We start from the raw sequence: 20,542 nt of genomic DNA on the forward strand, positions 1-20,542 counted from the left end.
TCGGGCCGTACGCCAGGTGGATCGTTCACACCCTTATCGTCGGCGCGCCGACCCCATTCCCAACGGCCCAACCGCGAAACCTCGGCGTGTCGCCGTCCGACACGCCGGACACCTGCTCGTCCGCCGCGAAACTGTCACCCCACCCCCGAAAAATCACCCCCACCCAGTGACGGGTGGGGGGTGGGTCGAGAGGTAGACCTTAATTTTTAGTTGAACATCGGTCCTCAAACCCCCACCCCCCACCCGTCACTGGGTCAGGGCTCTGGGTGGGGGCTAATTTGCCCGGAAGGTACGACAGTTTCGCGCCGCACCTCATCTGCGCGGGGCGACCGTAGAGTGAAACTGAGCACAGTCACCGGCGTGTCGACTACTACGGCGTGTCGAACCCTGCCCACAGTCGGCTGGCGGCCACCGCTTACCGTGTAAGTGAACGATGTTGTTCCCAAGCTGGCAAGGGGGCCTGCTGATGGAGCCGGTACGCCGTGGTGACAGTGGTCCGGCGGCCGCCGAGGTGCGAGCCACGCTCGCCAGCCTCGGTCTGGTCCCGGCCGGACCGCACGGCGAGGGCTCCAGCGCCGACTCGGTGCTCTTCGACGCGGCCTGCGAGCTCGCGATCCGGGAGTTCCAGCAGCAGCGCGGCCTCACTGTCGACGGTGTGGTCGGCGCCGAGACGTGGAGCGCCCTGGTGGCGGCCCGCTGGCGGCTCGGCGACCGGCTGCTGACCCGGTCAGTCACCGAGCCGATGGCCGGCGACGACGTGGAAACGCTGCAGGAGCGGCTCATCGAGATGGGCTACGACGTGGGCCGCCCGGACGGTGTCTTCGGCGCCAGCACCGAGCGAGCGCTGCAGCAGTTCCAGCGCGAGGTTGGCCTGCTGCCGGACGGCGGCTTCGGCCCCGGCACCATGCGCGCGCTCCGACAGCTCGGCCGCAAGGTTGTCGGCGGCCGACCACAGCTGCTCCGGGAGGAGACCGCCCTGCTGCGGCACGCCGGCCCGGCGCTGGTCGGCAAGCACGTGATCATCGACCCAGGTCACGGCGGCCAGGACCGCGGTGTGGTGGTGCCCGAGGGCCTGCTGGAGTGGTCCGAGGCCGAGCTGGCCTGGGGGACCTCGCGTCCCGGCTGGAGGGCAGACTGTCCGCGCTCGGCGTGCACACCGATCTGTCCCGCGGCCGCGACACCTGGTTCTCCGACGCGGACCGGGCCAAGTTCGCCAACGCTGCCGGCGCCGACGTGCTGGTGTCCCTGCACATCGACGGCCACCGCAACCCAGAGGCCAGCGGCATCGCCACGTACTACTTCGGCACCCAGTCCGGCGCCTCCTCGACGGTCGGCGAGCGACTCGCCGGCCTGGTGCACCGGGAGATCGTCGCCCGGACTGGCCTGGTCGACGGTCGTACGCATCCCAAGACGTGGGAGATCCTCCGGCGGACGCAAATGCCCGCCGTGCGGGTGGAATGCGGATACCTGACCTCGCCGGTGGATCGGGCCCGGCTGATCGAGCCGGCCTTCCGGGACACCATCGCCGAAGCGATCCTGGTCGCTGTCCAACGGGTCTTCCTGCCGGTCGAGGTGGACTTCAAGACCGGCACGATGGACATGCGGGAGCTGCGCAGCCGGCTCGGCTAGCGCCCAAAGGAGACTAGGACCAGAAGTCCCGCAGTGCGGCGACCAGTTCGTCCGGCCGCTCGTCCGGGAAAAACAGCTTCCCGTCGGGCACCTCGACCACCCGCTGAGCGCCGGGGATGGTCTCCACCAGCCAATATGCCCACTTGAGCTCGAAGAAGTGGTCGGCGGTGCCCCAGACCACCAGGGTCGGTACGGTCAGTTCGCGGAGCTGGGGCTCGATCGCGAGCGAGCAGATCTTCGGCCTTGAGCGACACCAGCAGCCTTTCGAACTGCCGGCCCCCGCTTCACCGTGCCCATCACCGGTTTGAGGAACGCTCGTACGAGTTCGCTCGACGGCAAGTCTGCGCTTTGGTAGCCAGGGCCGAGCGCCGCCTTGCGCCCCACCGCGGGCATCGAGGCCAAAGCCGGCCCGGTGACCGCGAACTGCCCCTTCGCGGCCGCCTCGACCGCCGGCTTGAAGGCCTCCGGTGGCAGGTTGTCGTGGGTGTCGCAGTTCGTCAGCGTGAAGCTGGTCAGCAGATCCGGCCGCCCAACGGCGAAGACCTGCGCAACAGCGCCGCCGGTGTCGTTAGCCACCAGGTCGATGCCGGTAAGGCCCAGGGCCGCACAGAAGTCGGCCAGCACCTTCGCCAACCCGTGCAGCGAGAAGTCCTGGTCAGCCGCGGCCGGCGTGTGCCCGTGCAGCGGTAGGTCGAGCGCCACGCAGCGGACCTCGCCGGCCAGCCGAGCGATCACCCCACGCCAGAGCAACGCGTTTGTCCCCACGCCGTGTACGAACAGCGCCGTACGCCCGCCATGCGGTCCCACGTCGTAGTAGCTGACCGTCCCACCGGCCGTGTCCACCGCGTGCCGATGCTCGTCAAGGTTCACCTGATCGTCCTTTCGCTAGAGTCACCGGTGCCAGTAGTTTCCAGACCGACTGTCGGTTTAGATTTACAGACCGACAGTCGGTATGTCAATATGCGTACGGGAGCGTATGAACAAGCGGGTCGAGCGAGGCCGGGCCACCCGGGAGCAGCTCATCGAGATCGCTACCCGGCTCTTCGCCGAGCGTGGGTACGACGGCACGTCCATTGAGGCGGTTTTGCAGGAGTCCGGACTCAGCCGGGGGGGGCGCTCTATCACCATTTCGCCGGCAAAGACGCGCTCTTCGAAGCGGTTCTGGAGGTCGTCCAGACCGACGTCGGCCGCAAGACGCTGCTGGCGGCCGCCGCCGAGAAGGAACCGTTGGCCGCCCTGCGGGCCGGTTGCGTGGCCTGGATCCAGCTCGCCGGGGATCCAGTGGTCCAGCGGATCCTGCTGATCGACGCACCCTCGGTGATCGGCTGGCACCGCTGGCGTGAGTACGACGAAAAGCACGTGTTGGGCGCGATGAAAGCCGGTATGGCGTCCAGCGCCGCCCAAGGCTTGCTGCCAGCCGAGCAGTCAGACCTGTTCGCGCACGTCGTGATGGCCGCGGTGAACGAGATCGCGCTGGTCACCGCCCGCGCCGACGACCACACCGAAGCCATTCGGATCGGTACGGCCGCGGTCGACGAGATCCTGCGCCGACTTCTGGGTGGTCAGCCCCTGGCGTGAAGGACGGTGGCAATCAGGTCGTAGGCGGCAGCCTTTTGGTAGGCCGAAGGTTCAGGCCAGCGCGGCCAACAGTGCGGCCGGCTCGATGTTGCCGCCACTGACGACTGCCACCACTGATCCAGTGGGCAGCTCAGCGCGGTGACAAAGGTGGGCCGCGGTAGTGAGGGCACCACTGGGTTCGGCCACCAGGTGGGCCTTCCGCGCGAGCACCCCGATCGCTGCGGTGATCTCTTCCTCCGAAACCGTCACCACCCCATCCAGGTATTTCTTCAGGTGCGCGAATGTACGTTCACAGATGTTCGTTCGTACGCCGTCGGCCGAAGTCCGGTAGCGCTGTTCGTCGGTCCACCGCACCAGACGGCCGGCCCGCAGGCTTTCCGCCGCATCCGCGGCGAGTTCCGGCTCCACGCCGATGACCTGGACCGCTGGGTTCGTTTCCTTGATCGCAACGGCGACTCCCGACGCCAACCCACCGCCGCCAATGGGCACCAGGACGGCCTGTACGTCCGGTAGGTCAGCGAGAATTTCGCATCCGGTGGTGCCCTGACCGGCGATCACGTCGTGATGGTCGAAAGGCGGGATCATCGTCATGCCGCTCTCAGCCGCCAATTTCTCGGTCATCGTCAACCGTTCGGACGGCGGCACCAACACACAACACTTGGGCGCCCAGCTCCCGCATCGCGTCGACCTTCACCTGGGGAGCGACATTCGGCACCACGATCGTCACCGGAATACCCCGCGCGGCCGCGGCGAATGCGAGCGCTTGCCCATGGTTGCCGCTGGAATGCGTGATCACGCCAGCGGCGGCCTGTTCGTCCGACAGTGCGCCGACCGCGTTCACCGCACCGCGGATCTTGAAAGCGCCGATCGGCTGCAGGTTCTCCGGCTTCAGCCACAGCCCGTCGGCCCAGCGGCAAGGCAGCAACGGCGTTCGTACGGCCACGCCTTCGATCCGCTTGGCGGCCGCCCGTACGTCATCGATCGTCACCAGATCCATCACCCGATCCTTCCCGATCGGCCCGTCCATCCGACAGTGACCTTGATTGCACCGACCCAGGACACCGTTTACCAGAGACGCAAAGTAGCCATCTGAGTACGCCCGTGGCTCCCGCCGGTCGCGATCCGCAGCTGGGCGAAAGGCCGCGCGACTGAACGACCGTGACCGTCGCATCCGCCGACACGACACTCCGGATCGGATACGGCAGGCAGACCGTCAGGCTGTCCTGCGTCCGGCTCGGATCAGACACCGCGACCCTCGAGCGTCGATCCGGTACGCCGCAACACCACCGAAGCCGGTCCGCTGCTGACCAATCGATCCACCGACCCGGCCGCCCAGAAATTCGCCATCAACAGTCCCTGCCATGGCTGCCGGATCGCCTGCACGGTAACGGTGTTCGCGGCCACCACCGCCGGCATCAACGCCGACCACCGAATTGTCTGCGCCACCGTCGCACCGGGAATCAGCGTATAAACATAGGAGGCATTCGCTGGATCTACCCCCGTGGTCAAACCACATCGTCGCGTACCGGCGCGTGATGGGAGTCTTGCTGCCGGCGGTGTCCGCGCCCTGATCAATATCCCACCAGGCCGCCTTCCGTTCTTCCCGGAGCGCGTGAATGGTGGTGCCCGCCCCGAAGGCGTATCGCATATTCCGTCGAGGTGTGCCCAACCAACGTGCGCGATGGATTCCGGCTCTCCCCATTGCGCGGCACGCTCTCGACCGTCGACAAGCAGCCGATTCGATCCAGCCGCATGCAGGTTGCGATTGTCCACAGTCGACTCGACGCGCACCGGCTGGGCACCGGTTCTGCTAATTCCGGCGCCGAGGCAAACCACCGCGTCATTGAGGCAGAACCAGGATTTCTTGGCCGTCAGGGCGCTGTCGTACGAACGAAGATCCATTCCGACCGCGCCGACCTGTCCGTCCGTGGCACCTCCGACCCAGGAATTCAAGCCGGCTGGAGACACCCACCCATTCTCGTCCGCACGCGTACGCACAGTGGTTTGTACGGTCGTGCCAGCCAACCGGTACGCATTCACCGTCGGCCAGAAACCATCCGAATACTGGGTGAGATCGCCGTCATATACGTAGGTAGGGCCGTCGCCGAGATACCAACCATGCAGGTTCTCCGCATTTCCGGCCTCGTACCTGGCCGTCCGAGCACTGGAAAGTCCGATCGAGAAAGACCAGTCTGGCCGCCGGTGCACGATCCGGTCCTGGTACGAGAATTGCCGGTGGTCGCTGGGCTCGGGAGCCGCGACAACCGTTTGATCGGCCAACACCTGTTTTGCCAGGCCAAGATCCGGCAACGCGGCATTCGCCAGATAGGGCAACGCGGTGTCCCGGAGAATCCATCCCTTGGCAAGGGAACGAAATGTCGCCGCGTACGCCGCCGGCGCCCCAGCCGCCAAAGTCAGCACGCTGGCGATGGTCCCGTGCCCATCAATGTGGTCTGACTCGTAATCCCGCGCGATCGCCCTGCCGCGGACACAGTCCATCATCCGCCCGTTCGTCACAAAGGGCGCGAAACTCGCGGCGACCGCATCCAGCACGACATTCAGATTCGGATCGGTGACCTGCCACGGTGAACCGGCCAACAATGCGAGCAGGAATCCCACATCGCCCAGCAGCACGTTCCCGTACGTGCCCACGTAGGCGATGTTGGTGTGCTGAACAAATGATCCATCGCGGTAGAACCCGTCACCGGATTCCACGTACTGAAAAAATGCTGTTCTTCCCTCCGCCACTGACATCGGAGAGCCCGTCCGTGGCCATGGTCATTCGTGCCGGGTCTCGGCCCAGAATGCCGCTCATCGCCACGATGACGCATTTGTCCATCCGGTTGGCGCCGGTCTCCAGGACGGTCGGCGCATTCGTCCGCCGATCCGGAGTGCGGACGAATTTACCCAGCACGCGGAGATAGTCGGCGGTCGCGGTGGCCGGCAAATGGTCGGCGACCAACAGGCAGGTTTGTACGAGCGCACGCGGGGCGCCAATTTCCCAGTTCCACCAGTTGCCGACTCGGTCGGTCGCGGCCTCGTGATAGCGCCGCTGATAAACGAAGGCCAACCCGTCGATGGTCGCGGCGAGCACGTCCGCATTTGCGGCGAGCGCGGCTCCGTTGGTGGCCCACGCGGTGGCGAGGGTCCGCAACCGGTTCAGACTCAGGTTCGCGTTCACCGCATCCGTCGCGGTCAGCGGCAGATCGGGCCACAGCGCCGTCCGGTTCGAAGAGCGGTCCAGCTGCTGCCAGTACGAGCCAGCCGCAGCATCCAGAGCATCCAGCCCGTGCCGAAAGTCCGGGTCGTCCGAATCGAAGACACCGCCGGTGGTCAGCCGCACCACGGTCGCGCGCAGGCTGTCGTACGCATCAGCCGCGCTCGCCGGCGTACCGACCGCACCCACCAGGCCCACTCCAGCGGCCACGCCGAACAGTTGCCGTCGAGACACCATCTGCGTTCCCTCTCGATCGAGCTCGAAACTGCGATATTCGGTCAAGCTTCGCGCAGATTCGAACACTTGAACTGGCCATCCTCGGCCATCTGGTCAGCCATCCAGCTACGGTCAAAACCCGAACTATTGCCAAAAGCTGCCGTCACTTGCTAAACACTGAGCAGTTTCATGCATCTGTCCTGCCGCCACTGCGGGGCTGTCCATGCACTCCGTCCGCTTCCGGCACCGCCGGCTGGCCGTCGTCACCGCCGCAATTCTCACTCTTGGCACGTTTTTCGCCGCCCACGGCCGCGGCTGCCACTCCACTCGTACCAACGGGGACAGTGCTGCGCTCTGCGCAGTTGGCCGTCACGGTTGACCCGGCCTTCCCACGGGTGCTCGGCTATGCGACGCCAGACGGCGGCCAGCTTGGCGGCTCGACCGGGACCACCGGCATCCTGCGCCTCAACGGCACCGACTACCACCCGACCGTGACCGGCTCGATCTCCGGCAACACGGCCCACTACCAGCTCGTTGTCACTCAACCCGAGGTGACGATCCGGGCCGAGCTCGGGGTGAGCGGGCAGACCCTGGCCTTCCGGATCACCGGCATCGACGACCCGGGCAAAGTGGTCGAGACGCTCGACCTCCCGGACCTGACCCTGGTGTCCGTACGCAGCGACCAGCCGACCGCGACGCTGGCGTCCGCCGGGCTGTCCGTCGACGCGGCCAAGACCAGCGACAGTTTCGCCGTGGTCAGCAGCCTGCCGGTGACCACCAAACCGGCCGGCAAGTCGTACGCGTTCCTGTCCACCGACAAGCTCGCCGCCGGCGTCGAGACGAACACGCTGACCGAGCCGTACCGGCTGGCCGTGTCGACCACCGCCGAAGGCGACCTGAAACGTACGGGCATCGCCAGTCAGCCGTGGGTCTACCGCGAGCACAACACGAAGAAGATCACCGAGCTGCCATGGGCGAAGGTCGCGGTGACTGGCGACCGCAATGGCGATCACGTGGTCGACTGGCAGGACGGCGCGATCGCGTTCCGTTCGATCATGGTGAACGCGCCCGGCTCAACGGACGTGAAAGACCGGGTCGTCCCGTACATCTCGTACAACTTCGCCTCCCTCGCCGGTACGCCGTTCTTGAAGGCCCTCGACGAGGTCAAGAAGGTCTCGCTGGTGACTGACGGCCTCGGCCAGAACGTGCTGCTCAAGGGCTACCAGTCCGAAGGCCACGACTCCGCGCATCCGGACTACGGCGACCATTTCAACGACCGGGCCGGCGGCCTCGCCGACCTGAAGACGCTGATCTCGCAGGGGAAGAAGTACGGCGCGACCTTCGGTGTGCACATCAACCGGCAGGAGGCTTACCCGGAGGCGAAGAACTTCAGCTGGGCGCTGGCGAATCCGGGCCAGCAGTGCTGGGGCTGGTTGGATCAAAGCTATTGCGACAACAAACATGCAGATGAGACCTCAGGCAACCTGGCCAACCGCCTGGCGCAGCTGAAAAAGGCGATTCCGGACCCGAACCTTTCCTATCTGTACGTCGATGTGACGCCCGGCAGCGGCTGGGATGCGTACGACCTGGCACACACTCTTTGGTCCGACGGCTGGCAGGCTGCCACCGAGTTCCCCAGCGACTGGGAGCGCGAGTCGATCTGGTCGCACTGGGCGAACGATCCGACCTACGGAGGCGACAACAATCGCGGGATCAACAGCCGGATCATCCGGTTCCTCCGCAACGACCAGAAGGACGTGTGGTCTCCCGATCCGCTGATGCCCAACCCGCAGCTGGCGGATTTCACCGGCTGGCAGGGCCGGGTCGATTTCACCCAGGCGGAGGCGAAGATCTTCACCGACGACCTGCCGGCGAAATGGATCCAGCATTTCCAGGTGTCGAAATGGACCGACGACGCCATTGACTTCACCGGGGGCGTACGGATCACCAAGGCGGGCGCGGGCAGGGATATCTGGTCCGATGGTCACCTCGTCTCCACCGGCGGCGCCTATTTGCTGCCATGGCCGGGCGCGGATGCCAAGCTCTACCACTGGAATCCGGCCGGCGGCACGACCACCTGGACACTTCCGCAGTCGTGGCAACGATTGCGGACGGTCAGCGTTTCGACGCTAACTCAGACCGGGCGCCAGCAAACTCGCCAGGTGCCGGTCCGGAACGGCCAGATCTCTCTGGCCGCGACAGCGAAAACTCCGTACGTGATCACCCGAGGCCAGTCGGCTCCTACGGCCCAGCCTGTCGACTTCGGACAGGGTGGTCCGGTCGCCGACCCCGGCTTCGACTCCGGTGGATTCTCGTCCTGGCATCCGACCGGTGCCCGTCCGTCCATTGTGGATGATGCGCGCGGTCAGACCCACCTGCAGATGGCGTCTGGCGCTGGTACGGTCAGCCAACAACTTCGCGGCCTGCGGCCCGGAAAGCAGTATTCGGCATCGGTCTGGGTCCAGGTGACTGGACCGAAACGCAAGGCCACGCTCAGTGTTTCGGACGTACGCGGGGGAGCGGCCAGCGTCTGGACGGATTCTTCGCCACAGGCCGACACCTCCGGCGTCGATGACAAGACGGGTACGAATTACCAGCGCATGAAAGTCCTCTTCACGCCCACCTCCAGTACGGCCACACTCACACTTTCGGCATTGGCCGGCGCGGCGACCGTGGAATTCGACGACGACGTACGAGTGGTCGCGGACGGACGAAGGTGCGAATCTCGCGTCCGGCGGCCATTACTACACCGAGGATTTCGAGCATGTGGACCAAGGCTGGGGCCCCTTCGTCTACACACGGTCGATGGCGGCTCCCTGCGTACTCACCTTTCCGAGCTGCACGCCGGTTACACCAGGGACACCATTTCCGGGAAATGGTCGCTGAAGACCTGGGCGGACGGGACCGGCCTGGTTTACCGGACTTTGCCGCAAACTCTGCGATTCGACCCGAGTCACGTCTATCGGGTCCGGTTCGACTATCAGAGCGACACGGACAATACGTACAGCGTCAAGGTTTTCGATGGCGGTGGGCAAGCGGTCTTCAATGACACGCTCGCCCAGACCACCGACCGGCCACTGGATTCTCCGCCGCCGGCTACGGATCCAAAGCCGGCCGGTTGGACGGACATTCTTCCGCCGCAGGGATCAGCTCCCCACCAGATGTACGACCAGACTTTCACGACCGGCGGCGCTGGCTGCGGCGACTATTCGCTGGGAATAGTCCACAATCACGACGACAACGCGGCCATGACAATGGACGACTTGGTGGTGGACGACCTCGGTCCCGCGCCGGCTACCAGCCGTTGCCCCTCGAGCCCGGTCGCCTCAGTGAAACTCAGCGGTTTCGCACCGGAAAGAGGACAGCCAAATACGGTCACCGCCGCCTTCCAGAACTCTACGACCGGCCCACTGTCCAATGTGGACGTACGAATGGTCGCGCCGGCCGGATGGTCGGCGACAGCGCAGTCCCCGTCCCATTTCGCGACTGTGGCGGCTGGGGCGACAGTCGAGGTGAAGTACGCCGTACAAACCCCGGCCACCGCGCCAAGTGGCAGCTACCAGCTGACGGCGACCGCGTCGTACGAGGTCAACGGCCATCAGGCTGGTACGGGCGCGACCACTAGCGCGGTGCTGGCTTATCGGTCCCTGGCGGAGGCGTACGACAACGTCGGCATCACCGACGAGTCGGCCACCACGGCCGGCACCTTCGACGGCTATGGCAACAACAGCTTCTCCGCCCAGGCTCTGACCAGTGCGGGAGCAGCACCCGGCAGCACGGTCACGGTGGACAACGTCAAGTTCGGCTGGCCGAGCGCGCCGGCTGGACAGCCGGACAACGTGACCGCGGCTGGGCAGACGGTCGCGATGAGCGGATCGGGCGGCGAGATCGCGTTCCTCGGCTCGGAAGCCGGCGCTGTTCAGCCGACCGTGACGATCCACTACACCGATGGCAGCACTTCCACCGGCAACCTGGGCTTCCCGAACTGGTGCTGCGCGGACGACAACGGGTACGGCGCGAAGATCGCCGTGGACACCGACCACAACAACACGCCCACCGGCCCCGGCCACTTCGGCACTCACTACAAGATCTACTACAACACCATCCCGGCCGACCCGACCAAGACGATCGCGGCTGTCACCCTGCCCAACGCACCCGCTCTGCACGTCTTCGCGATGGCGCTCAAACCGCTGGCCGCCGCACCACCAGGTGCCGACACGTACGCATCCGACCTGGCCTGGGCACAGATGACCAACGGCTGGGGACCGGCCGAACGCGACCATAGTCTGGGGGAGGACTCCGCCGGCGACGGCGGGCCGTTGAAGGTCGCCGGCGTACGTTTCGACAAAGGCCTCGGCACCGCGTCACCGGGTTCGATCACGTACCAACTGAGCGGGAAATGTACGCGCTTCACCGCGCAGGTTGGCCAGGACGACGAGAAGGGAGCGCCCGGCTCGGTGCAGTTCAGCGTGGTGGCGGACGGCGCCACCATCTACACCAGTCCGGTCAAGCTACCGGGCATCGCCGCCACCGCGGTGGAGGTCCCGCTGACCGGTGTTCAGTCCGTCCAGCTGGTGACCGGTGACGGCGGAGACGGCAATGGCAACGACCACGCGGACTGGGGCAACGCCCTCTTCCACTGTGGTTAGCGATCGCTCCGGGGCATCTGGCCGGCCGCTTCTCGGGAGGTCGCGCCGAGCGCGACCTGCGGGTTGATGGACCCGAGCAGCTTTTCCAGCGCGTACTCCACATCCGACTTCCAGGAGACGGCCGTCCGCAGCTCCAATCGCAACCGCGGCCAGCGCGGATGCGGGCGGACCGTCTTGAAGCCCACCGAGAGCAGGAAGTCGGCCGGCACCACACAGCTCGGCCCGTCCCATCTGAGATCGGCGAAAGCTTCGATCGCTTTGATGCCGCGCTTGGTGAGGTCCTTGGCGACGCCCTGAATGAGCATCCGGCCAAGGCCCGCGCTGGCGAACTCCGGCAGCACGGTGGCGGTCATCATCAGAGCCGCGTCCGGGCTGACCGGGCTGGTCGGGAAGGCGACCGAACGCGGCACGTACGCGGGCGGCGCGTACATAACGAAACCTGCTGGCACGCCGTCGACGTAGACCAGCTTCCCGCACGATCCCCAGTCGAGCAGGGTGGCCGAGACCCACGACTCCTTCTCGAAGCCGGTGTCACCACCTTCCACGGCCCGATCCCGGCTGACCGGGTCGAGCTCCCAGAAAACGCACTTCCGGCACTGACCGGGAAGGTCTTCGAGCGTGTCGAGCGTCAAGTTGACCAGGCGTCGGGACATCGTTGGCCCGCCCTCCCCCCATGGGTTTCGGTCGCTGTCCCCAAGATCGTACGGCCAGCGCCGCGAGCAGGGAATACGGCCATCGCATGGCCGGTAAACTCGGTGGTCGGGGACTGTGCAGCCAGAAGGTCAGGAGGCCCGGTTTGACTACCGGCGAGGACGCGGAGAAGCAACCGCCGCACGGCACGACGCTGGACGACTACACCGATCGCTATTCGGCGGCCCTACGGGGAATGACCCCGTCGGAGATCCGAGCGCTGTTCTCGGTCGCCAACCGGCCCGAGGTGGTCTCGCTGGCCGGCGGCATGCCATATGTGGAGGCCCTGCCGCTGCAGTCGATCGCGGCGCTGGTCAGCGAAGTGGTCTCCGCGCAGGGCTCGGTGGCCCTGCAGTACGGCTCCGGGCAGGGCCCCGGAGCTGCGCGAGCAGATCTGCGAGGTGATGGACCTCGAGGGCATCGCGGCCTCGGCCGACGACATCGTGGTGACCACCGGTTCGCAGCAGGCGCTGGACATGGTCTCACGGGTGTTCCTGGATCCCGGCGATGTGGTGCTGGCGGAGGGCCCGTCGTACGTCGGCGCGCTCGGCACCTTTCAAGCGGCGCAGGCCGAGGTCGTCCACGTGGCGATGGACCACGACGGGCTGATCCCCTCCGAGTTGAAGGCCACCCTGGAGCGCCTCCGGCGAGACGGCCGGCGAGCGAAGTTCCTTTACACGGTGCCGAATTTCCACAACCCCCGGCCGGCGTCACGCTCACCGAGTCCCGGCGCGACGAGGTCATGGCATTGGCTGAGGCGTACGACTTGCTCGTGGTCGAGGACAACCCGTACGGACTGCTGGGGTTCGAGGCGAGTCCCGGCCGCGCGCTGCGGTCTCGGTCGCAGTCGCGGGTCATCTACCTCGGATCGTTCTCGAAGACCTTCGCCGCCGGGCTGCGGGTCGGCTGGGTGCTCGCGCCCCATGCCGTCCGGGACAAGCTGACGATGGTCAGCGAGGCGCAGGTGCTGTCGCCGTCGAACCTGACCCAGAAGGTCGTCTCGGAGTATCTGCTGAAGTACCCGTGGCGCGAGCAGATCAAGGTGTTCCGCGACGTTTACCAGGAGCGCCGAGACGCGATGCTTCACGCGCTGGAGCTGCACATGCCGGCCGGGATCACCTGGACCAGGCCGACCGGCGGCTTCTACATCTGGCTCACCCTGCCCGAAGGATGGGACGCGAAGGCGATGGTGCCGCGCGCGCTCGCCCACAAGGTCGCGTACGTGCCGGGCATCGGCTTCTACGCCGACGGCGACGGGGTCCGGCAGATGCGCCTGTCGTACTGTTATCCGCCACCGGAGCGGATCGCCGAAGGCATCCGCCGGCTGGCCGGGGTGATCGGCGAGGAGAGCGAGTTGCGGGAGACGTTCGGCCGATGATGCTCGGCAGCGGCTCGGCGGCCAACCGCACCTCCGGCCGATCCCGCTCACGCGGCACCGAGACCCCCGATCCGGGCACCGTATGAGAGGGACGCAAATGCACGTGATGGTGTTGGCCGGGGGGCTCTCGTACGAACGGGACGTGTCGCTGCGCTCCGGTCGCCGAGTGTCGGACGCTCTTCGTCGGGTTGGCGTGGAGACCACGACCGTCGACGCGGATGCCGACCTGCTCTCGACACTGCACACGAGCCAGCCAGACGCGGTTTTCATCGCTCTTCATGGCGCTCCCGGCGAAGACGGCGCGCTGCGAGGTGTACTGGACGCGGCCGACGTGCCATATGTGGGGCGCCGCCGCCGCCGAGTCACGGCTCGCCTGGGACAAGCCGGTCGCCAAGACGCTCCTCAGACGGGCTGGCATCGATACTCCTGACTGGATGGCGCTGCCGCACGAGACCTTTCGCGAGCTGGGCGCCGCCGCTGTCCTGGAGCGAGTGGTGAAGAGCATTGGCCTGCCGCTGATGGTGAAGCCGGTCAATGGCGGCTCCGGGCTCGGCGCGACCCCGGTCTTCGACGCCGGTGAGCTGCCGGCCGCGATGATGTCCTGCTTCGCGTACGGTGGCACCGCCCTCCTCGAGCGCTTCATCTCCGGCATCGATGTGGCGGTCAGCGTGATCGACGCTGGGGACGGCCCGCAGGCGCTGCCGGTGGTGGAGATCGAGCCGGCCGACGGCGTGTACGACTACACCGCTCGCTACACCGCCGGCATCACTCGCTGGCACGCACCGGCCCGGCTTTCGCCCGAGAAGTTGCAGCAGTTGGCCGAAATGGCGTTGCAGGCACACACCACTCTGGGGCTGCGTGACCTGTCCCGGATGGACGCGATCATCGACACCGATGGCCGCGCCCATGTCCTCGAGGTCAGCGTGTCGCCCGGAATGACCGAGACCTCGTTGACCCCGCTGGCGGTCGCCGCCGCCGACCTCGACCTCGGCATCGTCTGCCGATCGCTGGTCGAAAGGGCCATCGAGCGCCGCTAAAGCGGGCTTTCTCAGTGCGATTTGGACTGTCCGGCTCGGACCGAGCCGGACAAAACCCTCTCAGAATCGCGCAGGAACACGATTCTCCTGGGAAAACAGATCGAGCGCGTCACCGAAATCGCTCCCGGGACGCGCTCGATGGCGTTTCTGACTACGGTTTTTTCGGCTCGACCTTCGACGCCCATCACGGAGGCGATCCGCTCGAGGTCGTCCACCGATCCGAACTCGATGGTGATCCGGCCCTTGCGGCGGCCGAGGTCGATCTTCACTCGAGTGTCGAACTGATCCGACAGCCGATCCGCCAACTCGTGGAGTGCGGGGGACTGGGGCTGCCGGCGACGCTGGCCCGGCGCGGTCTTCTTCGGCGCCGGGCCGTCCGCGATCGCCAGCGCGACCAGTTCTTCGGTCGCTCGTACGGACAACCCCTCGGCCACGATGCGGTGGGCGAGGGCGTCCTGCTGCTCGTGATCGTCGAGGGCCAGCAACGCCGGGCGTGTCCAGCGGACAACACTCGAGCGGCCACTCGGCGCTGGACGGGAGCCGGCAGGCTCAACAGCCTGATCGTGTTCGAGATCTGCGGCCGACTGCGGCCGAGGCGCTGCCCGAGCTCTTCATGCGTGACGCCGAACTCGGCGAGCAGCTGTTGGTACGCAGCTGCCTCTTCCAACGGATTCAAGTCGCTGCGCGGTGGATGTTCTCCAGCAGCGCGTCTCGGAGCATCTGGTCGTCGCCGGTTTCCCGTACGATCGCCGGGATCTTCTCCAGACCGGCGGCGGTGGCGGCCCGCCAGCGCCGCTCACCCATGATCAGCTCATAGCTGTCCGGGCCGATTTCCCGTACGACCACCGGCTGGAGAATGCCGACCTCGAGGATGGAGGCCCGCAGCTCCTCCAGCGCCTCCTCGTCGAAGGCGGTCCGCGGCTGCTTCGCGTTCGGCTGGATGCTGCTGAGCATGACCCCGCGCGAAGCGACGCGCCCGGCACCGCCGCCAAGTCCTCGACGGGAGGCGCCCCGAGTGGCGTGTTCGCTTGCTCGACTATCCGTGCCGCCGGAGTGTTCTCCATCTCGTCCGGGGGACTGGTCGGGATCAGCGCACCCAGGCCGCGGCCGAGGCCACCTCGTCGCGACTTCACTCCTGCTCACCTCCGGCCGCGCCACGCTCGGCGAGCTCCTTGGCCGCCGCCAAGTAGCTGGTCGCGCCACGCGAACCGGGGTCGTACGTCAGCACCGACTGCCCGTAGCCGGGCGCCTCGGACACCTTCACGCTGCGGGGGATGACCGCGGTGAGCACGGTGTCCTTGAAATACTCCCGTACCTCGTTGGCGACCTGATCGGCCAGCTTGGTCCGAGCGTCGTACATGGTGAGCAGGATCGTGGACACCCGGATCTTCGGGTTCAGGTGCGCCTTGATCAGGTCGATGTTGTTGAGCAACTGCCCGAGCCCCTCCAACGCGTAGTACTCGCACTGGATCGGGATCAGCACCTCTTCGGCGGCCACCATCGCGTTGACGGTGAGCAGACCGAGCGAGGGTGGGCAGTCGACCAGCACGTAGTCGACCTCATCCGGGTACGCCTCGATGGCCCGCTGCAGCCGGGACTCTCGGGCCACCAGCGAGACGAGCTCGATCTCGGCGCCGGCCAGGTCGATGGTCGCCGGTACGCACTTGAGTGTCGGCATCCCCTCGACTGGTTGGGCAACCTCTTTGAGGGTCGCCTCGTTGATCAGTGCGTCGTACACACTGAGGGTGCCGGCGCGGTGGTCAACGTCCAGTCCGGTGGAGGCGTTGCCCTGTGGGTCCAGATCGATCACCAGGACGTTGAGCCCGCTCATCGCGAGTGCCACGCCCAGGTTCACTGCGGTGGTCGTCTTGCCGACGCCACCCTTCTGGTTCGCCACGCACATGATCCGGCGGCGTGGGGGCTTGGGAAGGCCGGTCGGGTGCAGTACGTCCACTGCCCCGCTTGGCCTCTTTGGCGATCGGCAGGTCGTCTTCCCGTGTTTCACGTGAAACGTGTTGATCCACGATCCCCGTTTCACGTGAAACGGTGGCGTCGGTCAACGCCTGCCTGATCCGCCGGTGACTCTCGTCCTCACCTCCACCAGAGGAGGATCGCGTCGGTCTGCCGTTCACAGGGGGACCGCCCGTCGTCGTCGTTGCCACCGAGGTCTCCGACTCCTTGTATCGCCCATCGAGCCCAGCTATCGCAGGCTCAATCACCGCGAGCTCATCCACGCCGGGTTGACCGACCGACGACGAGTCGGCCCGCTGCGCGGAGCCGCCGCCCCGGTCGCCGGCCCGCTTCTTGCAGCCTGCTTTCCCCCGAGCCGAACTCGCCCCACTATTCAACCAGCCGACCGGTCCTGCCTCACCGTCCGGCGCTGTTTTGCGCTTACGAGCCTTACCCACACTTCCCCCTTTTACCGACGCCCCTTGTCGGCTGCCCGGCTTCCCCTGCGAGCGAGCGCAGCGCCTTCATCCTTGCGTACCACGATGACAGTCGCCGGTTCGTCCACGACGCCCGCACCACACCTACTGATTCGACCGTCACGCCCGCCGCTCTTTCGGACCGCTGCGCGATGCGTCTCCCACTCAGCCTCAGCCGAGGAGCCCTTCATCGCCACCAACAGTCCACCGGGTTCAGCGAGCGGCAGGCACCAGCGGGCCAGCCGGTCGAGAGGGGCCACTGCCCGCGCTGTCACGATCCGCGCACTAAGCCGGCCGGCTTGTTCTTCGGCCCGCCCACGTACGACCGTCACCTGGTGCAGAGCCAGATCCTCGACCGCCTCGGTCAGAAACGTGACTCGCCGCTCCAGCGGCTCCAGCAGCGTGATCCGCAGATCCGGCCGGGCGACGGCGAGCACCAAGCCGGGCAGGCCCGCTCCAGATCCGACATCGATCACGGTCGCGTCGGGCTCCATGAGCTCACCGACGACCGCACAGTTGAGTACGTGCCGGGGCCACATCCGGTCCGCTTCCCGCGGCCCGATCAGCCCTCGTTCGATCCCCGGCCCGGTGAGCCACCGGACCAGTTGCGCCGCAAGCGGCAGCCGCTCACCGAACAGGGTGAGTGCTGCCGCCGCGTTTTCTTCCGGGGGAGTGCCGTCCGCGCCCATCAGCGCTCGAGGCGTACCACCACGCGCCGATCGGGCTCTTCGCCCTCGGACTCGCTCCAGACGCCTTCGAGGTCGGCGATCGCGTCGTGCACGACCTTGCGCTCGAACGGGTTCATCGCGTCCAGGCGTACGTCAGCGGCATCCTGTTTCGCTTTCACGACCGCCTCTTTCGCGACCTCCACCAGCTGCGCCCGCCGACGATCCCGGTAGCCACCGACATCGAGCATCAGCCGGCTGCGCGTACCAGTCTCCTGGACGACCGCGAGCCGAGTCAGCTCCTGCAGCGCGTCCAGCGTCGCGCCACCCGGGCCGATCAGTGACTGCAGGCCGCGACCAACCACCGCCACCATCGCGCGGTCGCCTTCCACGTCCATGTCGATGTCACCGTCGTAGTCCACGATGTCAGCAGCAGCCGCTCGAGATAGTCGGCGGCGATGTCACCTTCCTGGATCAGCAGCTCCGAGCGGCTCGGCCCAGTCTTGCCGGTGCCGTCCTCGGTGCTCTCGCCGCCGTCCACCGCCCCCTCTACCAGTTGCTCCGCCGGCGGAGCCTCCACGGTCGACGATTCTTCGCTCACTGCACACTCCAGTTTCTCGGGTATTCCCGGCGGCCGGTACGGCACAGCCGCCGCTCAAGTCTCAGATCGACCAGGGTATGCCTGCGCGCCGAACTGACATCCGCCACCGCCGGCCACCTGGTCCCAGGTGTGGCTACTTGCGGCTCGCGTCCGGGCTGTCCACTGGCCGGCCGTTCTTCTTGGCCGTGCTGGTGCCGTTGGCACGGGCACCCTGCGGGTTCTTCTTCGCCGCACCTGCGGCCGGCTGCTGCTTGATGGAAGCGCGCCGAGCCGACAGATTGCTGCTCTTGCCCGTCGTCGTACGAGCCGACTTGGCCGCGGTGCTCTTCGCGGCCCCGGTCTTGGCAACACCGGTCTTGGCAGCACCCGTCTTGCCGGTGCCGTTCTTCGACACCGCGGTCGCGGGCTCGTCCGACTCCTTGCTCAGCGAGGTGGTGGTGGCTGGCCGCGGGCCACCCTTCTTCGGGTTGACCGGCTTGGCACCGGGCTTGGGCGCCAGCGTCTGGCCCACCGAGGGCTTGTCCGGGTCGGCTTTCTCGCCGGCCTTCGCGTTCGCGCCGACCGGGGGGTGCTTGTGCAGCACGTAGAACTGCTGGCCCATCGAGAAGAGGTTCTGCGTCACCCAGTAGATGACCACGCCGAGCGGGAACAACGAACCGGACACCAGCAACGACAACGGGATGCCGTAGAGCATCAGCTTCTGGATCATCGCCTGCTGCGGGTCAGCAGCGGCCGCCGTACGGGCAATCATCTGTCGCTGGGTGATGTACGTGGTGGCGACCATGATCGCGATCAGGACGGCGGCGACGATCTTCACCGTCAGTGCCTCGCCGCCCAGGCTCAGCACCTTGGCCGCCGGGTCGTTGAACGCCGCCGCGATGGGCGCACCCAGTAGTTTCGCGTGCGAGGCGCCGTTGAACTGGTCCAGCGTCCAGCCGTACTCGTTGATCGCCGCGTTCTTGGACACCGCGTCCAGCGGGTTGATGCCCTTCAGCACGTGGAAGAGACCAAGGAAGACCGGGATCTGCAGCAGCAACGGGAGGCAACCCATCAGCGGGTTGGCTTTCTCCCGGCGATACAGCTCCATCATTTCCCGCTGGAGCGTCTCCCGGTCACCCTTGTGCTTCTTCTGCAGTTCCTTCACCTGCGGCTGCAGCGCCTGCATCGCCCGCTGGGACTTGATCTGCTTCATGAAGACCGGGAACAGGATCACTCGTACGGTGATCACCAGGAAGACAATCGAGAGCACCCACGCGATGCCGTTGTCCGCGCCGAGCAGCGCGCCCCAGAGACTGTGCCATTTGAGCAGGACCCACGAGATCGCGATGTAGATCCAGTTCAGGTTGAAACTCACCGGGTAGCTCCAGAATCGGTTGTCATACGGCGCGGCTCGGGTGACGCTTTGTCAGGCACGGGGTCGTAACCGCCGGGATGGAACGGGTGGCAGCGAGCGAGTCGCCAGGCGGAGAGCCCCAGCCCGCGCAACGCGCCGTGGACGCGCAACGCCTCGACGGCGTACGCGCTGCAAGTCGGATAGAACCGGCACCGCGGTGGCAACGCAGGACTTATCCACCGACGGTACGCCAGCACCGGAATGATGAGCAGCCGAACCAGCCAGTCCCGGCCCAGCGAAATCTCAGGATCGCGCTGGTGGACGCACTTGCGTGAGTCAGTGGGCCGGGCTGGGGCGTTCATCTGGATCCGCCACCCTGACGCTTCATCAACGTACGCAGGGCCGAGTCCAGGTCCTCGCCCATCCGGGCCGACGGACAGTCCCGGGACGCCGGCAGCGCTCGCACCACCAGGTCGGAACCTGCGGGCAGCACGTCCAGGCGGTCGCGTACGAGGTGACGCAACTGACGCTGGACGCGGTGCCGTACCACGGAATTGCCGACCGCCTTGGAAACCACAAAGCCCGCCCGTCGGTCCTGCACGGGCGAGGCGGTGGTGGGACGTACGGCCAGGTGCACCACCAGAGTCGACCGGCCGGTTCGTTGGCCAGTCTTCACAACCCTGGTGAAGTCATCGCGACTACGCAGACGCGACGCGGCCGGCAGCACAGGCGGTCCGTCAGGCCGAGAGCTTCTGCCGGCCCTTGAACCGGCGGGCGGCCAGGATGGCGCGGCCGGCGCGGGTGCTCATCCGCAGCCGAAAGCCGTGGGTGCGGGCGCGGCGGCGGTTGTGCGGCTGGAAGGTGCGCTTGCTCACGTCGAGATCTCCATTTACGGCTGGTGCTGCGAATGCACAGGGTCGGTGACGTCCGGCGCGACCGCGGTTGACCGTTTCCTACCGGTCTTTACCGCCGATCGCTCCGCTTGCCGGATGTCCGTCGGCCTCGCTGGATCGTTCTCGAGGCACGACAAGTGGCCGGCACACGGCCATAGTCCTACCGAGGATACGTAAGTGATCCCGGGACGGTCAAACACACCCCTCGGTGAGCGGTTGTCCCCAGCTGT

General features: G+C 66.6%; 19 protein-coding genes and 6 pseudogenes. 10 read left to right on the forward strand and 15 right to left on the reverse strand.

The genetic code is table 11. The annotated features are described in order from the left end of the window. Nucleotides 1–466 precede the first annotated feature (466 nt). Together GNX96_RS61060 and GNX96_RS51140 are read left to right on the forward strand one after the other, a co-directional pair. Nucleotides 467–856: pseudogene (locus GNX96_RS61060) on the forward strand (peptidoglycan-binding domain-containing protein); the annotation flags it as partial. Between the two features lie 224 nt (nt 857–1,080). Beyond that, entirely contained in the window at nt 1,081–1,629 is a 549-nt protein-coding gene (locus GNX96_RS51140) for an N-acetylmuramoyl-L-alanine amidase family protein (protein WP_279580125.1), read from the forward strand. 13 nt (nt 1,630–1,642) lie between these two features. Here GNX96_RS51140 and GNX96_RS51145 read toward each other — a convergent pair whose 3' ends face one another. Together GNX96_RS51145 and GNX96_RS12280 are read right to left on the reverse strand one after the other, a co-directional pair. Then, complete coding sequence (locus tag GNX96_RS51145) at nt 1,643–1,810, reverse strand: alpha/beta fold hydrolase (protein ID WP_279580126.1); 168 nt, start codon at nt 1,808–1,810, stop codon at nt 1,643–1,645. A gap of 14 nt (nt 1,811–1,824) precedes the next feature. Further along, nucleotides 1,825–2,499, reverse strand: a complete 675-nt coding sequence (locus GNX96_RS12280; protein WP_279580127.1) for an alpha/beta fold hydrolase — start codon at nt 2,497–2,499, stop codon at nt 1,825–1,827. Nucleotides 2,500–2,605: 106 nt separating this feature from the next. Here GNX96_RS12280 and GNX96_RS63265 point away from each other — a divergent pair, with 106 nt between their 5' ends. Then, the gene (locus GNX96_RS63265; RefSeq protein ID WP_390623986.1) at nt 2,606–2,932 is read left to right on the forward strand and encodes a TetR/AcrR family transcriptional regulator; all 327 of its coding nucleotides are present in this window, start codon (nt 2,606–2,608) and stop codon (nt 2,930–2,932) included. Next, nucleotides 2,857–3,207, forward strand: a complete 351-nt coding sequence (locus GNX96_RS51150; RefSeq protein ID WP_279580128.1) for a hypothetical protein — start codon at nt 2,857–2,859, stop codon at nt 3,205–3,207. The genes GNX96_RS63265 and GNX96_RS51150 overlap by 76 nt, the downstream gene beginning before the upstream one ends. A 51-nt stretch (nt 3,208–3,258) precedes the next feature. On the opposite strand, the gene GNX96_RS61065 is transcribed toward GNX96_RS51150, so the two are convergent. From GNX96_RS61065 to GNX96_RS12300, 4 genes are all read right to left on the reverse strand, one after another. Next, the gene (locus GNX96_RS61065) at nt 3,259–3,828 is read right to left on the reverse strand and encodes a threonine ammonia-lyase (protein ID WP_313885650.1); all 570 of its coding nucleotides are present in this window, start codon (nt 3,826–3,828) and stop codon (nt 3,259–3,261) included. Next, the gene (locus GNX96_RS61070) at nt 3,806–4,204 is read right to left on the reverse strand and encodes a pyridoxal-phosphate dependent enzyme (RefSeq protein WP_313885651.1); all 399 of its coding nucleotides are present in this window, start codon (nt 4,202–4,204) and stop codon (nt 3,806–3,808) included. The genes GNX96_RS61065 and GNX96_RS61070 overlap by 23 nt, the downstream gene beginning before the upstream one ends. Before the next feature lie 242 nt (nt 4,205–4,446). Further along, nucleotides 4,447–5,961, reverse strand: a complete 1,515-nt coding sequence (locus tag GNX96_RS12295; protein ID WP_163568194.1) for a polysaccharide lyase family 8 super-sandwich domain-containing protein — start codon at nt 5,959–5,961, stop codon at nt 4,447–4,449. Further along, complete coding sequence (locus GNX96_RS12300) at nt 5,909–6,661, reverse strand: hypothetical protein (RefSeq protein WP_163568195.1); 753 nt, start codon at nt 6,659–6,661, stop codon at nt 5,909–5,911. The genes GNX96_RS12295 and GNX96_RS12300 overlap by 53 nt, the downstream gene beginning before the upstream one ends. Before the next feature lie 202 nt (nt 6,662–6,863). On the opposite strand from GNX96_RS12300, the gene GNX96_RS51155 reads away from it, so the two are divergent. Both GNX96_RS51155 and GNX96_RS12305 read left to right on the forward strand, forming a co-directional pair. Further along, nucleotides 6,864–7,019, forward strand: coding sequence for a hypothetical protein (locus GNX96_RS51155; RefSeq protein ID WP_279580129.1), 156 nt, complete (start codon nt 6,864–6,866; stop codon nt 7,017–7,019). Then, nucleotides 7,003–11,289, forward strand: coding sequence for an endo-alpha-N-acetylgalactosaminidase family protein (locus GNX96_RS12305; protein ID WP_279580130.1), 4,287 nt, complete (start codon nt 7,003–7,005; stop codon nt 11,287–11,289). Before GNX96_RS51155 ends, GNX96_RS12305 begins: the two co-directional genes overlap by 17 nt. Here the strand turns inward: GNX96_RS12305 and GNX96_RS12310 are convergent. Beyond that, complete coding sequence (locus GNX96_RS12310) at nt 11,286–11,942, reverse strand: GNAT family N-acetyltransferase (protein WP_163568197.1); 657 nt, start codon at nt 11,940–11,942, stop codon at nt 11,286–11,288. The two genes, GNX96_RS12305 and GNX96_RS12310, sit on opposite strands and share 4 nt — an antisense overlap. A gap of 441 nt (nt 11,943–12,383) precedes the next feature. Here GNX96_RS12310 and GNX96_RS61075 point away from each other — a divergent pair. The 4 genes and pseudogenes from GNX96_RS61075 to GNX96_RS51165 all read left to right on the forward strand — a co-directional run. Continuing rightward, nucleotides 12,384–12,608 (forward strand): annotated as a pseudogene (locus GNX96_RS61075) (aminotransferase class I/II-fold pyridoxal phosphate-dependent enzyme); the annotation flags it as partial. 74 nt (nt 12,609–12,682) lie between these two features. Next, a pseudogene (locus GNX96_RS61080) lies at nt 12,683–13,357 on the forward strand (aminotransferase-like domain-containing protein); the annotation flags it as partial. 97 nt (nt 13,358–13,454) lie between these two features. Continuing rightward, nucleotides 13,455–13,787: a D-alanine--D-alanine ligase family protein gene (locus GNX96_RS51160; RefSeq protein WP_279580132.1), complete on the forward strand. Its 333-nt coding sequence runs from the start codon at nt 13,455–13,457 to the stop codon at nt 13,785–13,787. Nucleotides 13,788–13,791: 4 nt separating this feature from the next. After that, nucleotides 13,792–14,394, forward strand: coding sequence for a D-alanine--D-alanine ligase family protein (locus tag GNX96_RS51165; RefSeq protein WP_279580133.1), 603 nt, complete (start codon nt 13,792–13,794; stop codon nt 14,392–14,394). 164 nt (nt 14,395–14,558) lie between these two features. On the opposite strand, the pseudogene GNX96_RS12325 reads toward GNX96_RS51165, so the two are convergent. The 8 genes and pseudogenes from GNX96_RS12325 to rpmH form a co-directional block, all read right to left on the reverse strand. Further along, nucleotides 14,559–15,458 (reverse strand): annotated as a pseudogene (locus GNX96_RS12325) (ParB/RepB/Spo0J family partition protein); the annotation flags it as partial. A gap of 65 nt (nt 15,459–15,523) precedes the next feature. Continuing rightward, a pseudogene (locus tag GNX96_RS12330) lies at nt 15,524–16,379 on the reverse strand (ParA family protein). Nucleotides 16,380–16,813: 434 nt separating this feature from the next. After that, nucleotides 16,814–17,509, reverse strand: coding sequence for a 16S rRNA (guanine(527)-N(7))-methyltransferase RsmG (gene rsmG, locus GNX96_RS12335; protein WP_163568198.1), 696 nt, complete (start codon nt 17,507–17,509; stop codon nt 16,814–16,816). Continuing rightward, nucleotides 17,509–18,026, reverse strand: a pseudogene (locus tag GNX96_RS12340) (Jag family protein). The gene rsmG and the pseudogene GNX96_RS12340 overlap by 1 nt, the downstream one beginning before the upstream one ends. A 193-nt stretch (nt 18,027–18,219) precedes the next feature. Then, entirely contained in the window at nt 18,220–19,440 is a 1,221-nt protein-coding gene (gene yidC / locus GNX96_RS12350; protein ID WP_163568200.1) for a membrane protein insertase YidC, read from the reverse strand. Then, nucleotides 19,437–19,781 (reverse strand): membrane protein insertion efficiency factor YidD, encoded by a 345-nt coding sequence (gene yidD / locus GNX96_RS12355; RefSeq protein WP_279580136.1) that lies wholly within the window; start codon nt 19,779–19,781, stop codon nt 19,437–19,439. Before yidD ends, yidC begins: the two co-directional genes overlap by 4 nt. Beyond that, nucleotides 19,778–20,146, reverse strand: coding sequence for a ribonuclease P protein component (gene rnpA / locus GNX96_RS12360; protein ID WP_163568201.1), 369 nt, complete (start codon nt 20,144–20,146; stop codon nt 19,778–19,780). Before rnpA ends, yidD begins: the two co-directional genes overlap by 4 nt. 10 nt (nt 20,147–20,156) lie before the next feature. Next, nucleotides 20,157–20,294, reverse strand: coding sequence for a 50S ribosomal protein L34 (rpmH, locus tag GNX96_RS12365; RefSeq protein WP_163568202.1), 138 nt, complete (start codon nt 20,292–20,294; stop codon nt 20,157–20,159). Nucleotides 20,295–20,542: the final 248 nt, after the last annotated feature.

Source organism: Fodinicola feengrottensis (assembly GCF_010993775.1).
In the GTDB taxonomy this organism is placed as follows: domain Bacteria; phylum Actinomycetota; class Actinomycetes; order Mycobacteriales; family HKI-0501; genus Fodinicola; species Fodinicola feengrottensis.